Raw genomic sequence first — 17,875 nt, forward strand, 5'->3', positions numbered from 1 at the left:
GGGTACAGGGGGGCCTCAGCCGGTCGGTGGCTCGGCGGGTGTCGTCGGGTCGGCCGCCTCGAAGCGGTGCTCCGCCAGCACGCCCGTCTTGTGCCGCTGGACGAACCAGTAGTAGGCGAAGCCGCCGACCGCGACGATGCCGATGAACACGAACGCGCCCCAGCGCAGATACCAGTGCTGCGGGCCGGTCGCGTTGTACACCTCGGCGCGCGGCCAGGCGAGGTTGAGCGACATCGCGGCGCCCCAGACCACGGCGACGATGTTGACGGGCAGTCCGAACCGGCCCAGCGAGAAGCTGCCCTCCATCGGCTGCCACCGGCCGCGCAGCCGCTTGACCAGCATGGGCGCGGTGACCAGCAGATAGGCCAGATAGATCATGATGATCGCGATACTCGTGATCACCGAGAAGATCTGCGGCTGGTTGACGTTGACGAGCAGGATGACGACGCCCACGACACCGATCACCACCGCGGGGACCACCGGTGTGCGGAAACGCGGGCTGACGCGGGCGAGTTTCGAGCCCGCGGGCAGGTTGTTGTCCCGGGCCATGGCGAACATCAGCCGGATCCCGGCCGCCTGGACCGCCAGCACGCAGACGGTGATCGCGATGACCACGCACCACAGGAACACGTCACCGATGGTCGAACCGAGCGTGTCGAGAACGACGAACTGCAGACCGCCCGTCGACAACTGCTTGTCCGCCAGATTCGGCACCGCCAGCAGGGCGAAGAGCAGGATGAGCCCGCCGATGAAGAAGGAGGCGATCAGCGCGCGCAGGATCGCGCGCGGCGCGTTGCGGCGCGGGTTGTGCGACTCCTCGCCGAGCGACGAGGCCGTGTCGAAGCCGTACATGACATACGCGGACGCCAGCGACGCCGTGAGGAACGCGCCGAAGTAGCCGAGCGTCTGGCCGGTGCCGTGTCCGTGGGTGTCGGTCAGTACGGTGCCGGGGCCACGGGTGATGTGCGCGGCCAGGAAGATGATCAGCGCGACGGCGGCGAGCAGCTCGATGAAGACACCGGCGGAGTTGATCCGCGCCATGAGCTTGACGCCGAAGGCGTTGACGGTGGTGGAGAAGAGGATGAGAACGGAGCCGAGGAGTACGGCGTTGCCGGCGGCGTCGTACTTGCCGGTGCCGTCCCCGATGAACTGGAACCGGCTGTCGATCTGCGGCAACGTGATCTGGTACGCCAGCGCCACGGCCGACAGCGTCACCATGGTGGCCGTCATCATCATCCAGCCGCCGAGCCAGCCGACGTGCGGACCGCCCATGTTCTTGGCCCAGTTGTAGATGGAGCCGGCCACCGGGTAGCGGGCGGCCAGCTCGCAGAAGCACAGGGCCACCATCAGCTGCCCGACGAAGACCATCGGCCAGGACCACCAGTAGGCGGGGCCGCCGAAGCTGACGCCGAAGTAGAAGAGCTGGAAGGTGCCGGTGAGGATAGAGATGTAGCTGATTCCGGCGGCGAAGGTGTGGAAGTTGCCGAGGGTCCGCTTCAGTTCGGGGCGGTAGCCGAGCGCGCCCAGAGCGTCGTCGTCGTCCTGGGTCTGGGTCCTCGCGGGGGCCGTGGGATCCGTGTGATCCGTGTAATCCGTGGGGGATGTGGGGCTCGCGGGGGTCGTGGGATCCGTCCGGCCCGTGCCGCCGGATCCCGTCGGGGTGCCCGGGGTGCCCGGCGCCCCTGGTGTACCCGCCGCGTCCGGTGTGTCAGGCGCGCCTGGTTCACTCACTCGAACCACCCCTGAGGACTCGGCGAGAGATTGCGCCACACGTGCTTGGCCTCCTGGTACTCGCCCAGCCCGGCCGGCCCCAGCTCCCGCCCGAAGCCTGACTGCTTCATCCCGCCCCATTCGGCCTGGGGCACGTACGGGTGGAAGTCGTTGATCCAGACGGTGCCCGCCCGCATCCGCGACGCCACGCGCTGCCCACGCCCGGTGTCCTGCGACCAGACCGCCCCGGTCAGGCCGTACACCGTGTCGTTGGCGAGCGCGACCGCCTCGTCCTCGTCCCTGAACCGCTCGACGGTCAGCACGGGGCCGAACGATTCGTCGCGCACCACCGACATCCCCGGAGCGCAGTCGTCCAGCACGGTCGGCGGGTAGAAGAACCCGTTGCGCAGCTCCGGGTCGGTGGGGCGTTTGCCGCCACAGCGCAGTACGGCGCCTTCGGCGAGCCCCGCCGCCACGTACGCCTCGACCTTGTCGCGGTGCGCCGCCGAGATCAGCGGCCCGGTGCGGGCGTGCTCGTCGAACGGACCACCCATCGGGATCGTCTTGGCCCGGCGGACCAGCTCGTCCACGAACGGGTCGTGCAGCTCGTCCTGGACCAGCAGCCGTGCCCCGGCCGAGCAGACCTGACCGGAGTGCAGGAACACCGCCGTCAGCGCGTAGTCGACCGCGCTCTCGAAGTCGGCGTCAGCGAAGACGATGTTGGGATTCTTGCCGCCCAGCTCCAGGGCGACCTTCTTCACCGTCGGAGCGGCGGCCGCCATGATGCGGCGGCCCGTGACCAGACCGCCGGTGAAGGACACCATGTCGACGCGGGGATCCTCGCTGAGCGGCGCGCCCGCCGTGGGACCGGCGCCGAGGACGAGATTCGCCACGCCGTCGGGCAGCCCGGCCTCGGTCAGCAGCCGCATCAGCATGATCGCGGTGTGGGGGGTCAGTTCGCTCGGCTTCAGTACGAAGGTGTTGCCGGCGCCGAGCGCGGGCGCCACCTTCCAGGAAGTCTGCAGCAGCGGATAGTTCCACGGGGTGATCAGCGCGCAGACGCCGACCGGTTCGTGCACGACCCGGCTGTCCACGCCGGGGTCGCCCGTGTGGACGACCCGGTCGGTGCCGCCCGCGGCCGTCAGGTTCCCGAAGTAGCGGAAGCAGTTCGCGATGTCGTCCATGTCGTACTCGCTCTCGACGAGCCGCTTCCCCGTGTCCAGGGACTCGGCCCGCGCGAACGCCGCCTTGTCGCGCTCCAGCAGTTCGGCGACGCGCAGCAGCAGCCTGCCTCGATCGGCGGCGGGCGTGCCCGGCCAGGGGCCGCGGTCGAAGGCGTCACGGGCGGCCTCGATCGCGGCCGCCGCGTCCTTCTGGTCCGCCTCGTCGACGGTCGCGACGAGTGTGCCGTCCGCCGGGCAGCGGATCTCGCGGACCTGACCGCCTACGGCGGTGGTCCACTTGCCACCGATGAACAGCTCCGGCATGGCGGACTCCTCGGGTTCGGACGAATGGGCACCGCGTGAGTCGACTGTGGTGCTCTATCAACAGAGAGTAAGGAGCCGGGGCCGGGTCCGCCTTCCGGGAGGGACCGGAGGAACGGGAGGGATCGGAGGATCGTGGAGGACGGCCCGGAGCGCCCGGGGGCAGGCCGGTACGGAGGTGGGGCCCGGCGGTACGGGTCAGGACCCCTGCCACGCGTCGAGCTCGCGCACGCGCGCGAGGGCGGCGGGGCGCTGCCGCGCGGGGAGCGCGCCGGCCAGGGCGTGCCACGCCGGGAGGTCGTCCTCGCCCCAGGGGCTGTACGCCCAGTCGGCCAGCAGCCCGGGATCCCCGCGGGCGATCAGGGCCGCCCTGAGCTGGTCGGCGAGCCTGCGCCGCAGTCGTACGACGGCGGGGGACAGGGAGGAGGGCAGCAGCGGCCCCGCGTACGCGCCCATGGCGCCGGTGACCGCTCCGGACGCCAGCTTCCGGGCGACGGTGTCGAAGTCCGTGTCGACGCGAGCCGCCAGCCGGTACGGCCGTGAGCGCAGCAGGTCGGGGCCGAGCAGTCCGCGCAGCCGGAACAGTTCCGCGCGCAGGGTGACGGGCGTGACGGACTCGTCCTCGTACAGCTCCATGAGCAGTTCGTCGCCGCAGATGCCCTCGGGACGGTTCGAGAGCACCGTCAGGATCTCGCTGTGGCGGCGGCTCAGCCGGGACTTGCGGCCGTCCACGACAAGCAGTCCCTCGTCCCGACCGAGGACCGACAGCTGTACGGATCCGAGAGCCGGGGGCGGGGCCAGCAGGGCGAGCTGTGACTCGGCGGCCCTGGCGACGGCGCCGACGAACGCCAGGCTGTGCGGATGGGCCAGCCGGTCACCGCCGGTGATGTCCACGGCGCCCAGCAGCCGTCCGGTGCGCGGGTCGTGGATGGGCGCGGCGGCGCAGGTCCAGGGGTGCACGGGGCGGAGGAAGTGCTCGGCGGCGAACACCTGGACGGGCCGGTCGACGGCGATGGCGGTACCCGGCGCGTTCGTACCGGCCGCCGCCTCGGACCAGCGGGCACCGGGTACGAAGTTCATCGGGCCGGCCTGGGCGCGGGTCGCGGCGTGCCCCTCGACCCACAGGAGCCGCCCGTGCGCGTCGCACACCGCGATCAGGTGTTCGCCGTCCGACGCGTAGGCGCCCATGAGTTCGCGGAAGAGCGGCATCACGCGTGCCAGCGGGTGCGCGTCCCGGTAGCCGCCGAGATCGTCGTCGGACAGCTCGACACTGGCCGTCCCTTCGGGACGGACGCGGGCGCGGGTGGAACGCTGCCAGGAGTCGGCCACCACGGGGCGTACGGGACGGTCGACCCGGCCGGCGGTCGCGAACGACTCGTACGCGCGCCGCAGCGCTCCGCGCCGCTCCGCCGGATCCGCTCCTTCTTCCAGGGCCACCCATGTGTCGGTCAACTCGGCCTCCCGAGGCCACGACTGCACCGGCTTCCCCATGTTCGCCCCGCGCACGCCACCGGGCAAGGCTCCCGCCGGGCGGCTCTCAGCCCGCCGACGCCTTGAGCCCGAGGGGGCTGCTCAGCCCCGCCGCTGTTGGAGGCGCGGGCCGGGCAGCTTCAGCCCCGCCGGGGTTTGAGGCGCGGGGTCCGGGGCGGAGCCCCTCGCGCGGCGGAGCCGCATATCGACACCGCCGGGAAGGGGCGGGTTGGGGGACAGGCCCGCCCCGCCCCATGCCGTCGGACCGCCGCCGTCAGACCTCCGCCCCCAGGCTCGCCAGCGCCGACGCCGGATCGAGGGCCGGCGGCCCCGAAGGGGCCCAGCGGGCCCGGACCTTGCGATACGGCCACCAGCGCCCGTCACGCCCGTAGCGGAGCTGCGCGTCCGCTCCCACGACCGTCCAGCGCCCCGCCACCCCCGGACGCAGCCGCGGCCGTTCGCTGTCCTCCCAGGCCCCCGCCAGGTCCGCCTTCGCACGCGCCAGTGCCTCGGGCTCCGGCTGCCACTCCTCCTCCAGTACGGCGAGAGCCGCCGCGCCGCCGTGGCGCCAGGCGTCCACCGCCAGGTCCAGTTCGGCGCGCTGCCGGCCCGTGCCCCCGGCGAGCCGTACCGCGATCAGCGGATCGCCGCACGCGGCCGCCAGCCGGACGGCGTCCTGGCCAGGTGTCAACTCCACGTCGAGCGGCTGCCGTTCGTGCCCGGCGGCGACCGCGTCGACCAGCAGCCGCAGTGCCCGTCCCGCCGCGTCGGCCGCCAGGAACTCCAGGGCGTCCGCGTCAATCCCGGGCGGAGGCTCCGCCTCCGTGTCCAGGGACGGCGGCGGGCCCGGCTCCTCCGGGACCGGCGGGGGAGGCGGCAGCGGCGGCAGGATGTCCCGCGCGGCGAAGGCCTCGTCCGCGGCTATCCCCGCCGGCTCGTCGGCGCTCCCGCCGCCTTCGGCCGTGCCCTCGGCCGGGCCCTGGCGCGTGCGTGCGGCCCGCGCCGAGCGCACCTGCAACTCGTCGAGCAGTTGCCGCTCGCCCCGGCCTCGCATCAGTAGGAGGACGAACGGATCCTCGTCCAACAGCCGCGCCACCTGATAGCACAGGGCCGCCGTATGCGGGCACAGGTCCCAGGCGTCGCAGTCACACTCCGGCTCCAGGTCGCCGATGCCGGGCAGCAGTTCCACCCCGGCGCCCGCCGCGTCCTCCACAAGATGCGGGGGCATGTCCCGGTCCAGCAGCGCGGCGATGTGCCCCGAGCGCTCGACCGCCATGTCCAGGAACCGGTCCCACTCCTCCGTACCGAGCTGCTGCAGCAGCACGTCGCTGCGCTGCGCCGTGCCGTCCCTGTCCCGTACGACGGCCGTGATCCTCCCGGGCCGTACGGACACCGCGCCGACCGCCCCCTCACGGGCCTGCTTGCGCCCCTTCTTGAGCTGCTGCAAGTCGAGCGCCGTGTCCTCAAGGGCCTTCAGCCACGCCCGTCCCCACCAGGTCTGCGCGAAGGCGCGCCCCTGCGCGGGCGGCAGGGCGGCGAAGACGCGCTCGTTCCCGTCCCCACCGCGACCGCCGCTACCGCTGTCGGCTCCGGTCATCGCGCACTCCCTCGCAGCTCGACCAGATCGGCCAGCTCGTCGTCGGTCAGTTCGGTCAGTGCCGCCTCGCCGCCGGTGCCGAGGACGGAGTCCGCCAGTTGCTGCTTGCGCGCCAGCATGTCGGCGATCCGGTCCTCGATCGTGCCCTCGGCGATCATGCGGTGCACCTGCACCGGCCGGTTCTGGCCGATGCGATAGGCGCGGTCCGTCGCCTGTGCCTCGACGGCCGGGTTCCACCAGCGGTCGAAGTGCACGACATGTTCCGCGCGGGTCAGGTTCAGTCCGGTGCCCGCCGCCTTCAACGACAGCAGGAAGACCGGGACCTCACCCTCCTGGAACCGACGCACCATTACTTCGCGCTGCTGAACAGGCGTGCCGCCGTGCAGGAACTGCGTCGGCACGCCGCGCGCGGCCAGATGCCCTTCGAGGAGCCGCGCCATCTGTACGTACTGCGTGAAGACGAGCACGCTCGCCTCCTCGGCGAGGATCGTGTCGAGCAGTTCGTCGAGCAGCTCGACCTTCCCCGAACGCCCTGCGACACGCGGGGAGTCGCTCTCCTTCAGGAACTGCGCGGGATGGTTGCAGATCTGCTTGAGCGATGTCAGCAGCTTCATGACGAGGCCGCGGCGTTCCATGCCGTCCGCCGCCGAGATCGCCGCGAGGGTTTCGCGTACGACCGCCTCGTAGAGCCCCGCCTGCTCCGTGGTGAGTGACACCGCGCGGTCGGTCTCCGTCTTCGGCGGCAGTTCGGGCGCGATGCCCGGATCCGACTTGCGGCGCCGCAGCAGGAACGGCCGTACCAGCGCGGACAGTCGCTCCGCCGCCCCCGGGTCGCCGCCCTCGACCGCCTGCGCGTAACGCGTACGGAAGGTGGCGAGCCGGCCGAGGAGGCCAGGCGTCGTCCAGTCGAGGATCGCCCACAGCTCGGAGAGGTTGTTCTCCACCGGGGTGCCGGACAGGGCGACGCGCGCCTTGGCTCCGATGGTGCGCAGCTGACCGGCGGTCGACGAGTACGGATTCTTCACGTGCTGCGCCTCGTCGGCGACGACCATGCCCCACTCGGCCGTGGCGAGTCTCGCCGCGTCCAGGCGCATCGTGCCGTACGTCGTGAGCACGAACTCGCCGTCCGCGAGGGCGTCCAGGCCGCGCGACGCGCCGTGGAAGCGACGCACCGGTGTGCCGGGTGCGAACCGCTCGATCTCACGCTGCCAGTTGCCCATCAGCGACGTCGGACAGACCACCAGGGTGGGACCCGCCGCCGACTCGTCACTCTGCCGGTGCAGATGGAGCGCGATGACCGTGATGGTCTTGCCGAGTCCCATGTCGTCGGCGAGACAGCCGCCGAGACCCAGCGAGGTCATCCGGTGCAGCCAGTTGAGGCCGCGCAGCTGGTAGTCGCGCAGCGTCGCCGTCAGGGCCGCGGGCTGGCCGATCTCCAGGTCGGCGGCCTCCGGGTCGGCGAGGCGGTCGCGCAGCGCCGCGAGCCAGCCCGACGCGTGCACCTCGACCCGGCGCCCGTCCACCTCGGTGGACCCGGTGAGTACGGCTCCGAGCGCGTCGACCGGGGTGAGCTTGCGGTCCTGGCTCTCCCGGGCCCGCCTGGCCTCCTCGGGATCGATGAGGACCCACTGGTCGCGCAGCCGTACGACAGGGCGGGTCGCCTCGGCGAGCCGGTCCAGTTCGGCGCGGGTCAGTTCCTGGTCGCCCAGCGCGAAGCGCCAGTTGAAGGCGAGCAGCGCGTCGGCGGACAGGAAGGACGGCAGGTCCGAACCGCCCTTGTCCGCGCGCTTGCCTCCCGGCGTGTCGTCCTCGTCGTCGAGCGCTCCGCCCGGCGTGTCGCCCGACGCTCCGTGCGACCGGGGGCCGGGGCCGTCACCGGGCGGACCGATGACGGCGCGCGCCGTCAGCTTCCGGGCCAGTGCCTTCGGCCAGTGCACCAGGACGCCGGTGGCGGCCAGCGCGCGGGATGCCTCCCCGAGCAGTTCGGTGACCTCCTCGTCGGCGAGGTCGATGGCGTCGGGCACCGTGGCCGACAGGAGCGGCGTGAGCGGCGGCCAGGCCCGTGCGGCGCGCCTGAGCGCCAGTAGGGCGTCCATCCGGGCCCGGGGGCCGAATGCCTCGCCCGAGGCGTCCGTGACCCCCGTACCGGCCCACACCTCGCCGGCGTCGGCGACGACCGTCGGATCGCTGACGCTGTGCATCTGTAGGACGGCGCGGAACGCGGGGGCGGATCCGAGAACGTCGCTGTCGGGGGAGTCGCCTTCGGTGGAGGCGCCGTCGTAACGGCCGCCGTCCGCACGGTCACCGTTCGGTACGGCGGCCAGGCCGGGCAGCTCGACCCGGAGCGACAGCCGGACGCCCGCGTCGTGTCCGGCCGCCACGTCGGCGGCCCAGCCGCGCAGTTCGGGCAGCCGGCGCGGCTCCGGCGCGGCGAAGGCGGGAGATCCGGCGGCGATCGGCGCGGCGGGCGTGCGTACGAGACCGTCGGCGACCGCGTCGAGGAACCGCCGCAGCAGCCGCTCCGGCTCCGGGAGCAGGAGCGGGCCCGTCGCCGCGGCGTCGAGCGGTACGGCGTGCGCTGCCGGCGGCATCGAGGCGGCGAGGGCGCGGATGCGCTCCAGGTCCTCGGCGGCGACGGGCCCGGCCCGCCAGGCGTCGTGGCCGCCCGTCGAGAGTCCGGGCAGCAACTTGCCTCGCGCGGCGAGCTGCAGGGCGAGCAGGGACGCGGCGCCCCAGAAGGCCGCCGCGGGCGAGGCGTGCGCCGAGGCCCTGGCGCGGGTCAGCACCGGCAGCGCGTCCCGCACGGGCAAGAACAGCGCCCGGACGGTACGGAGCCGTACGTCGTCGCCGACGACGGTCAGGTCCTCGACGGAAGCGGTCGACACGGTCGACCCGGCTGACCCGGCCGGGTCCGGCGAGTGTGGGGAGTGCGGGGAGTCCTGCGAGGCCGCCGTGTCCGGCACGCCGGGCAGGTCGGGCAGAGCGGCGCCGTCCGGGTGCCAGAAGGCGATCCGGCCGGCACGGGCCGGGTCGGCGGGCACGAAAAGCGCGTGGCAGCGGGCGAGTTCGGCGATCTGGGAGGGCGTAGCCGCAGGGGGCCTGTGTACGGAGATGACACATTCCTCAAGTTTGACTAGTGAAGGTGGAGCGGCCGAGGGTACCTCGGGCGGAACGCCGTTGGGTGGCAGCGGACAGTGACAAGAATCATGGGCGGACGAGGGGGGTGTAGGCAGCACCACCCCCCTGGTCGGGAATAACCCCCATCGCCTCGGGGTGTTGGCCGCATGGCTTTGGAGGGCCAACTCCGCGTACGTTTCTCCCGATCGGCGCGATCAAGCTCCAACAGCGCCACTCGAACAGCCTCACAGCCCTGCCATTTTCTACCTAAACGATCTACACGATCGTCGGCCTACAGACCGGAGACCGACATGCCCCAGGCCCCCGCAGAAGTCGCGGAGACCACCAACCCCGGCCCCCCTGCCGCCCGCACAGGCGGCAGCGACTTCGCGCCCCTTCTGCGGACTGTCCGGGAGCAGGGCCTCCTCGATCGGCGGACCGCCTGGTACGCCCGGGGTATCGCCGTCAACCTGATTGAACTGGCGGCGATCGTGACGGGCCTGGTGCTGATCGGGGAGTCCTGGTGGGCGCTGCTCCTGGCCCCGGCGCTGGCGCTCGTGTCGGCCCAGATGTCGTTCATCGCGCATGACGCGGGCCACGCCCAGATAGCGACCACTCGCGGTAGGAACCGTCTCGTACAGCTTTTCCACGCCAATCTTCTGCTCGGAATGAGCCAAGACTGGTGGAACGACAAGCACAACCGCCACCACGCCAATCCCAACCACCTGGAGAAGGACCCGGACGTCGGTGCCGACATCCTCGTCTTCGCGCAGCACCAGACCGGCGGTCGCAAGGGATTCCGCCGCTGGCTCACCCGCCACCAGGCCGTGATGTTCTTCCCGCTGACGACGCTGGAGGGCATCGCCCTCAAGGTGTACGGATTCCAGTCCGTCTTCTCGCGCGCCAATCAGCGTCAGAAGCCGCGTGAGCGCTTCCTCGAAGGCTCACTGCTCGTGGTGCACGTCATCGCCTACCTCGCGCTGCTGTTCACCACGCTCAGCGTCGGCCAGGCCGTCGTCTTCCTGCTCATCCACCAGATGATCTACGGCCTCCACCTGGGCATGGCGTTCGCGCCGAACCACAAGGGCATGACGATCCCGACCGAGGAGGAGTTCGCGAGCTGGGGCCACCTGCGCAAGCAGGTCCTGACCTCTCGCAACATCCGGGGCGGATTCTTCACCGACTGGTTCCTGGGCGGCCTGAACTACCAGGTCGAGCACCACCTCTTCCCGAGCATGCCCCGTCCTCACCTGAAGCTCGCCCAGCCGGTGGTCCGCGCGTACTGCGAGGAGATGGAGGTCGCCTACGTGGAGACGAGCCTCGTCGACTCCTACCGCCAGGCGCTCGGACACCTGCACGAGGTGGGCGCGCCGCTGCGCGAGGCGGCCTGACTCCGCGCGACCGAGAGCCGCTCACCGGGGCGCCGCGCACGTCGGCGGCGCATAGTGGAACTGGCGGACGCCCGCGAGCGTTCTATCAGCAGTGAGCGGCTTCGGCCGCGGAGGAGGCGTCGAAAATGTCGACTAGGGCAAAGATCGCTGTCGGGGGAGTGGCCGTCGGTCTTCTCCTGATTCCATTCATCGGATTCTGGATGTCGCTGCTGGTGGTGCTCGGCGTGCCCGCCGTGGCCTATCTGATGCTCGACCCGTCGCAGCGTCGTCGGCTCAAGCGCATCACGCGCAAGGAGATCGGCCGCTGACCCGGCGCTGACCCGCGGAAGGCCCCGTACGTACACCGGACCGTGTCATCGGTCCGGACCGCGTACGGGGCTTCGTGCACTGCCGCGCAGGTCAGGACGGGCGGACAGCGATCCTGTCGAGCGCTTCGAGGAGCTTCGGCAGCTCGGGCCCGCGGCCCACCGGCAGTACTTCGTTCGGTTCGTCGTCCAGCAGGATGTAGGCGATGTCGTCGGTCCTGGCGACGAGGGACCAGCCCGGTCCGTCCGCCCGCAGCATCCGCGCGCCCGCGGGCGCGAAGCCGGAGCGGACCCGGCCCAGCGGGGGAGACGCCTCCAGATAGCCGTGCAGCTCCTTCAGCACGCGGCGTACGCCCTCGTGGAGCACTCCGAGGCCGCCGGGGCCGCCGTCCTCCGCCGCTACCGTCGCGTCCGCCGTGGGCTTCTCCGCGGCAGCCTCGTCGGTATCGCCGTCGTCGCCGTCGTCGCGCTCGTTCTCGGCGGATGCGGCGTCCGCGTCCCCGTCTCCGCCCGCGTCCTCGGCCGGCGGCCCGTCGTCCGCGTCCGTGCGCCGCTGCTCGTCCTCGGAGTCGAACTGCGCGCGCCACGCCTCCCACTGCAGCGCGATCTCGTCCGCGCCGAGCCGGCGCTGCGCCGCCCCCCAGCTCGTCGTGTCGGGCGGCGCGAGCGTCGGTCTCGCTCCGTCGTCGTCCGCGCCCGGCTCCGGATCGGGATCGTGCGGCGCGGGGATCCCCGGCGCCGCGACGGAGAGGGCCAGCGGCCAGCCGGGAAGCGCCGCGACCACCGTGCGTTCGTCGGGAGACAGGTCGTACTCCATGCCGCAGTCCCAGGCGGCGATGGCGACGGCCACCAGCGACACGTCGTCGACGGCCACCGTCCAGCGCGCGCCGGTACCGTCCTGGCCCAGCACGAGCCCGTACCCGCGGTCGTACGGCTCCAGCCCGAGCGCCGCGCACGCCTCGGGGAAGTCGTCGCCGAGCACGCTGGGGAACTGCGCGGGTGTCAGCAGTACGGCCGACAGCACGAACAGTGCGTCCTCATCGGTGGATTCGTCCGTACCTGTCACGGCACCTCCCCATCCGATCGGGCGTGTCCGATCGGTCGTCGGCGCACCTTAGCCAGTCGGCCGCCCGGCCGTCGAGAGGTCGGCGGGAGCGCCGAGCGCGTCGGGGTCACGCCGTCACGCGGCGGGCAGCCCCAGGAGGCTGCGTGCCACCGTCTGAGGGGACTCGTCCCGCTCCCGCGCCAGTGCGATCACGGCCCGGCACGCCAGCTCGCTGACCCCGAAGGACAGCGCCTCGGGGGAGACCCAGCCGGACGCCTCGTCCATCCGGTCCTGGTCGTCGTCGGCGGTCGCCGCGACATAGGTGGCAGCCGCCTCGAAGAGGTTGGGCTGCCGTGTCCGGCTCCGGGACGACGCGGCCGGCTCGGCGACCGGCGCGGCGGTCCGGTTCGAAACGAACAACCGACGCAGCTTGTCGAACATCGTCCGTCCACCTTCCGCACATCCCTCGGGGACCCCGCCTCCTACGTAGGTTCGATACCCGTTCACATGACGGTGCACTCGGTACGGGTCGCCCCGGCCGACCGGGTGGCTCAACCCTCGCGTACGGCGAGGGCGAGAAAGCGGTCGTCCTCGTCGACGTACGAGACGAGCCGCCAGCCCGCCCCCGCGAGCAGCGGACGCAGCATGCCCTCGGCGCGGAGATCGTCCGGTGTGATCCGCCGCCCCTGCCGGGCGGCCAGCGCGGCCCGCCCGATCGGGTGGAAGAGCGCCAGCCGCCCACCGGGCCGTACGACCCTGGCCAGCTCCCGCAGATTCGTGGCGGGCTCCGGCAGATGGGCGATCAGCCCGGCGGCGAAGACCGCGTCGAGGGAGCTCGCGCGCAGGGGCAGGCGTGCCACGTCGGCGAGGAGCAGGGCACCGACCGCGTCGCGACCGCTGCGTACGGCCGCCGCGAGCATCTCGGGGGTGAGATCGGCGCCCAGCACGGTGCCCCGCGGCCCCACGGCGTCCCGCAGGGCCGTCAGCGCGCGCCCGGTGCCGCAGCCCGCGTCCAGGACGCTGTCGCCGCCACGCAGCCCCATGGCGGCCGCAGCGGCGGCGTAGGCCGGGCCGTCGTCGGGGAAGCGCGCGTCCCAGTCCGCCGCCCGGACACCGAAGAATTCCTGTACGTGCGTGTGGTCGTGGGCCATGGGTACATGATCCCCCGCCGCGTACGGCCCTGCCGCGCCCCGTCCCGCCCGCGTTGCGGGGCCGCCCCCGCCGCGCGAGTGTCGAAGCACCGAGTCAGAGGAGGACTGTCCCATGCCCATCGCCACGGTCGATCCCGCCACCGGCGAGACCCTGAAGACGTTCGACGCCCTGGGGTCCGAGGAGATCGAGCGGCGGCTGGCCGCGGCTGCCGCCGCCTTCGACCGGTATCGCACCACGGACTTCGACCACCGGGCCACGCTGATGAACCGCGCGGCCGACCTCCTTGAGGAGGATCAGGACGAGATCGCCCGCACCATGACCACCGAGATGGGCAAGCCGATCGGTGCCGCACGCGCGGAGGCGGCGAAGTGCGCGAAGTCGATGCGCTGGTACGCGCGGCACGCACGGGAACTGCTCGCCGACGAGCACCCGTCGACCGCCGACGTCCAGGACTCCGGCGCCGCACGCGCCTACGTCCGCTACCGCCCGCTGGGCGTCGTGCTGGCGGTCATGCCGTGGAACTTCCCGCTCTGGCAGGTCGTACGGTTCGCCGCCCCCGCCCTCATGGCGGGCAACGTCGGTCTGCTCAAGCACGCGTCGAACGTCCCGCAGACCGCGCTGTATCTCGACGGCCTCTTCAGGAGGGCGGGTTTCCCCGAGGGCTGCTTCCAGACGCTGCTCGTGGGGTCCGACGCCATCGAGGGCATCCTGCGCGACCGCCGGGTGGCCGCGGCGACCCTGACCGGCAGTGAGCCGGCCGGGCGCTCCGTCGCCGCAGTCGCCGGCGACGAGGTGAAGCGGACCGTACTGGAACTCGGCGGCAGCGACCCGTACATCGTCATGCCGTCCGCGGACATCGACCGGGCCGCGCGGACCGCGGTGACCGCCCGGGTGCAGAACAACGGACAGTCCTGTATCGCGGCCAAGCGCTTCATCGTGCACGCCGACGTCTACGACGCGTTCGGTGAACGCTTCGTCGCCGGGATGCGGAAGCTGACCGTCGGTGACCCGATGGACGAGTCCACCGATGTCGGTCCGCTCGCCAGTGAGCAGGGCCGCGCCGACCTGGAGGAACTGGTCGACGACGCGGTCAACCGAGGCGCGATGGCGCGCTGCGGCGGGCGGCGTCCCGACGGCCTGAGCCGTGGCTGGTACTACGAACCCACCGTCCTTACGGATATCTCCGCCGACATGCGTATCCACCACGAAGAGGCGTTCGGCCCGGTGGCCACCCTGTACCGTGTGGCCGATCTCGACGAGGCGGTGAGTGTCGCCAACGACACTCCCTTCGGTCTCAGCTCCAACGTCTGGACGCGCGACGACGGGGAGGTGCGGCGCTTCGTGGCCGACCTCCAGGCCGGTGGCGTCTTCTTCAACGGGATGACCGCCTCCCACCCCGCGCTCCCCTTCGGCGGCGTCAAGCGCTCCGGCTACGGGCGGGAGTTGTCGGAACACGGGATCCGCGAATTCTGCAACGTCACGACCGTCTGGCACGGTGCCGAGCCGGACGGCAACGGCTGACGGACCGGCCGCGCCGGCGCGCCACGAACCCGCCCTCGAAAGCGAACCCCGCACGCGAACCGCCCCTGAACACCCCCTGTTTGCCTGGGATGTTCAGGGGCACACGCTGTTCGTGCTTCGGACAGGAGGCACGTCCGTGGAGCGGCGTACCGCTCCGGGCGTCGCCCGGCGGCCGGCCGTGTGCTCCCCCGGTGACGACGGCCGCGTCGAGCGAGGAGCTGAAGAACATCATGACCCCTCGGGTGATGGCCTACCGGGTGAGGCACGAGGACGTGCCGGACACCTCCGAGGACTTCGAGCGGGCCGCCGGACTGCCGGACGGCCCCGAGAAGGACCGGACACGCGGGGAGATCGTCTGCGCCTGGCTCCCGATGGCCGACCGGCTGGCAGGCAGGTTCCGGCACCGGGGCGAAGCGCTGGAGGATCTGCGGCAGGTCGCGGCGATCGGACTGGTCAAGGCCGTGGAACGGTACGACCCGCACCGGGGCACCGCGTTCGAGAGCTTCGCCGTTCCCACGATCACGGGGGAGCTGAAGCGGCACTTCCGGGACCGGCTCTGGTCCGTCCATGTGCCCCGGCGGGTGCAGGAGTTGCGGAGCAGGGTGCGTGACGCCCGCGACGAACTGGCCCAGCGGCACGGGAACATGGCACCGACGGTCGAGGAGATCGCCTTCCACGCGGGGATGACCGAGGACGAAGTGGTCATGGGTGTCGAGGCGATGGACTGCTTCAGCGTGCTGTCGCTCGACGCGAGCCTGTCCGTCGCGGAGGAGGGCCCCACGCTCGGCGACTCCCTCGGCGCCTGGGACGAGGCGCTGGACGCGGTCGTCGACCGTGAGTCGGTCAAGCCGAGGCTGCGCAGGCTGCCCGACCGGGAGAAGAAGATCCTCTATCTGAGGTTCTTCCGCGGGATGACACAGAGCAGCATCGCCGAGGACCTGGGCATATCGCAGATGCACGTCTCCCGGCTGATCAACGACTCCTGCGCGCGCATCCGTAGGGATGTCCTGCGGGACGCCGCGTAGATCCGGGGACACGCGCCGGTTCGCCGCTTCGGTGTGTTCGTCCGTGGGCGCCGCCCGTCCGGCGCCCACGGACGAACCCGCCGGTCAGGACGGTTGCGCGGCGGATCCGCCCTGGTGCGGGACACCGGGTCCGGCGGCCGTCCCGTGGCCGTACTGCTCCGCCTGCATGTGGAACATCGAGGCGTATCGGCCGCCGGCCGCCAACAGACTCTCGTGGTCGCCCTGTTCGACCAGCCGGCCCTCGTGCAGTACGTAGATGAGGTCCGCGTACCGCACCCCGGACATCCGGTGCGTGACGAGCACGACGGCCCTCCGCTCGTCGGCCAGCCCCCGGATCCGGTCGAAGGCCGCGATCTCCGAGCCCGGATCGAGGGCCGACGTGGGCTCGTCCACCACGATCACCTGGGCGTCCCGGTAGTGGGCACGCGCCAGGCCGAACTTCTGCCACTGACCGCCGGACAGCTCGGACGCCCCGCGGAACACGCGGGCCAGCAGGGTGTGGAAGCCCTTCGGTAGAGTCTCGGCGATCCGGTCCGCCCCCGAGTACCGCGCCGCCGCCGCCAGGTCGCCGTCGGCGGCGTCGGGCCGGCCGATCTCGATGTTCGCCCCGGCGGTCACCGGCCAGCGCTCGAAGTCCTGGGTGAGCAGGGACACCCGGTCGAAGATCTGCTCGCGGTCGGCCTCGGCGACGTCCACGCCGTCCCACGCCAGCCGTCCGCTGTCGGGAAGGTGCAGCCCGGCGAGGAGCTTCACGAGCGTGCTCTTCCCGGAACCGTTCTCACCGACCAGGGCGACCACCGAGCCCATCGGGATCGTGAGGGACAGCTCGGCGAGCGCGGGAGTTTCCCGGTCCGGATAGCTGAAGGACACCCCTTCCAGGGTGATCACCTTCGTGGGCTCGGGGATCGGGAGGCCGCCGGACGGGATGGACCTGTTGCCCGCCTCCGCGAGGAACCGCTCCATGTCACGTACGTACAGAGACTCCTCGTGCAGCGAGTTCGTGGTCAGCACGAGAGCGCCCAGGCTCGCCGAACCCGAGCGGACGGCGATCACGGCGGTGCCCGCCACGGCCAGCTCCATCCGCCCCGACATGATGAGCGCGGCCATCGCCCCGTACGTGATCAGCGCGGCCACGCCCGACAGCGCCGCGGCGAGCAGTTCGGTAGCGGCCTTGTCCTTGGCCAGCCGCGTCGCCTCGGTCTCCGCGCTCTCGGCCATGTTGCGGTAGTGCCGCAGGAGGAAGCGCCCCACGCCGTGCACCCGTACCTCGTGCGCGGCGGAGCGGGAGATGAGCAGCCCGGCGATGAGACGGCTGGCACGCAGATGCTCCACCCAGGACATCACCGACAGATACCGCCGCTGCGACACCCGCATCGCGCCCCAGCCGCGCGGCGCCGCGATCAGCAGGAGCATCGGAAGCAGCAGCGGGTGGAGCACGGTCAGCACACCGCCGACGGCGAGCAGCGAGATGACACCGTTCATGGTGGCGACGCAGGCACCGACCATTCGCCTCGCCGACGGCGGACCGTGCTGAGCGGTGTCGATCAGACGGCGGAACTCGCCGTCCTCGATCGCCTCCAGCTCCACGCGGGCCGCGGCGCGTAAGTACTGCTCGTTCGCGGCCCGTTCCACCTTGGGCTCCAGTCGGCCGGCCGCCGACGTCGACCACGACGCCAGGAGGGCGCCCGCCACCGCGACCACCGCGCCCACGATCAGGGCGGGCAGCGCGTCGGAGACCCGGTCGGCGGCGCTTCCGCCGGCCAGGAGCGAGCCGAGCACGGAGTTGACCACCAGCAGACCCAGCGCGGCCGTCAGCCCCTGGCCGGCCTCGGCGACGCCGACGGTCACCAGCGCCGGCCGGTCCGTCCGCCACGCGAGCCGCAGGGTGCCCGCGACCATTCTCGGCATCGAGCGAACGGCGGACACCATGCTGACCTCGAGATAGGCCCACTCGTGGTCGGCCCAGCCCGTGTCGTAGCGGAGCGGTCCGCCGAACAACTCGCGTTCGCTGTCCGACACCGCGTTCTCGGCGGGCCTGGGACGCTTCAGCAGCCTCAT

General features: G+C 72.0%; 13 protein-coding genes. 4 read left to right on the forward strand and 9 right to left on the reverse strand.

Translation table 11 applies throughout. The features are described from left to right. Nucleotides 1-15: 15 nt before the first annotated feature. The 5 genes from ACFUN8_RS20130 to ACFUN8_RS20150 all read right to left on the reverse strand — a co-directional run bounded on the left by ACFUN8_RS20130 (nt 16) and on the right by ACFUN8_RS20150 (nt 9,374). Complete coding sequence (locus ACFUN8_RS20130) at nt 16-1,527, reverse strand: APC family permease (protein WP_383639234.1); 1,512 nt, start codon at nt 1,525-1,527, stop codon at nt 16-18. 200 nt (nt 1,528-1,727) lie between these two features. Then, nucleotides 1,728-3,197, reverse strand: coding sequence for an aldehyde dehydrogenase family protein (locus tag ACFUN8_RS20135; RefSeq protein WP_383639177.1), 1,470 nt, complete (start codon nt 3,195-3,197; stop codon nt 1,728-1,730). A gap of 195 nt (nt 3,198-3,392) precedes the next feature. Next, nucleotides 3,393-4,646, reverse strand: coding sequence for a GAF domain-containing protein (locus ACFUN8_RS20140; RefSeq protein ID WP_383639179.1), 1,254 nt, complete (start codon nt 4,644-4,646; stop codon nt 3,393-3,395). A 292-nt stretch (nt 4,647-4,938) separates the two neighbouring features. Beyond that, entirely contained in the window at nt 4,939-6,261 is a 1,323-nt protein-coding gene (locus ACFUN8_RS20145; RefSeq protein ID WP_383639181.1) for an SWF or SNF family helicase, read from the reverse strand. After that, nucleotides 6,258-9,374: an SNF2-related protein gene (locus ACFUN8_RS20150; RefSeq protein WP_383639237.1), complete on the reverse strand. Its 3,117-nt coding sequence runs from the start codon at nt 9,372-9,374 to the stop codon at nt 6,258-6,260. The genes ACFUN8_RS20145 and ACFUN8_RS20150 overlap by 4 nt, the downstream gene beginning before the upstream one ends. 315 nt (nt 9,375-9,689) lie before the next feature. On the opposite strand from ACFUN8_RS20150, the gene ACFUN8_RS20155 reads away from it, so the two are divergent. Together ACFUN8_RS20155 and ACFUN8_RS20160 are read left to right on the forward strand one after the other, a co-directional pair. Next, nucleotides 9,690-10,769 (forward strand): fatty acid desaturase family protein, encoded by a 1,080-nt coding sequence (locus ACFUN8_RS20155; RefSeq protein WP_383639184.1) that lies wholly within the window; start codon nt 9,690-9,692, stop codon nt 10,767-10,769. A 125-nt stretch (nt 10,770-10,894) separates the two neighbouring features. After that, nucleotides 10,895-11,077 (forward strand): hypothetical protein, encoded by a 183-nt coding sequence (locus tag ACFUN8_RS20160; protein WP_031228443.1) that lies wholly within the window; start codon nt 10,895-10,897, stop codon nt 11,075-11,077. A 91-nt stretch (nt 11,078-11,168) separates the two neighbouring features. Here the strand turns inward: ACFUN8_RS20160 and ACFUN8_RS20165 are convergent, their stop codons facing one another. The 3 genes from ACFUN8_RS20165 to ACFUN8_RS20175 all read right to left on the reverse strand — a co-directional run bounded on the left by ACFUN8_RS20165 (nt 11,169) and on the right by ACFUN8_RS20175 (nt 13,270). Then, the gene (locus ACFUN8_RS20165; protein ID WP_383639187.1) at nt 11,169-12,140 is read right to left on the reverse strand and encodes a hypothetical protein; all 972 of its coding nucleotides are present in this window, start codon (nt 12,138-12,140) and stop codon (nt 11,169-11,171) included. A gap of 114 nt (nt 12,141-12,254) precedes the next feature. Then, entirely contained in the window at nt 12,255-12,560 is a 306-nt protein-coding gene (locus ACFUN8_RS20170; protein ID WP_382565756.1) for a hypothetical protein, read from the reverse strand. A gap of 110 nt (nt 12,561-12,670) precedes the next feature. Continuing rightward, nucleotides 12,671-13,270 carry a class I SAM-dependent methyltransferase gene (locus ACFUN8_RS20175; protein ID WP_383639191.1) on the reverse strand — a complete coding sequence of 200 codons (600 nt, stop codon included), beginning with the start codon at nt 13,268-13,270 and terminating at the stop codon, nt 12,671-12,673. Between the two features lie 112 nt (nt 13,271-13,382). On the opposite strand from ACFUN8_RS20175, the gene ACFUN8_RS20180 reads away from it, so the two are divergent. After that, complete coding sequence (locus tag ACFUN8_RS20180; RefSeq protein ID WP_383639194.1) at nt 13,383-14,792, forward strand: NADP-dependent succinic semialdehyde dehydrogenase; 1,410 nt, start codon at nt 13,383-13,385, stop codon at nt 14,790-14,792. Between the two features lie 230 nt (nt 14,793-15,022). Beyond that, on the forward strand, nt 15,023-15,817 hold the full coding sequence (locus ACFUN8_RS20185; RefSeq protein ID WP_383639240.1) for a SigB/SigF/SigG family RNA polymerase sigma factor: 795 nt from the start codon (nt 15,023-15,025) through the stop codon (nt 15,815-15,817). 84 nt (nt 15,818-15,901) lie between these two features. On the opposite strand, the gene ACFUN8_RS20190 is transcribed toward ACFUN8_RS20185, so the two are convergent. Then, entirely contained in the window at nt 15,902-17,875 is a 1,974-nt protein-coding gene (locus tag ACFUN8_RS20190) for an ATP-binding cassette domain-containing protein (RefSeq protein ID WP_383639197.1), read from the reverse strand.

It is taken from the genome of Streptomyces sp. NPDC057307 (assembly GCF_042667665.1).
Taxonomy (GTDB): domain Bacteria; phylum Actinomycetota; class Actinomycetes; order Streptomycetales; family Streptomycetaceae; genus Streptomyces.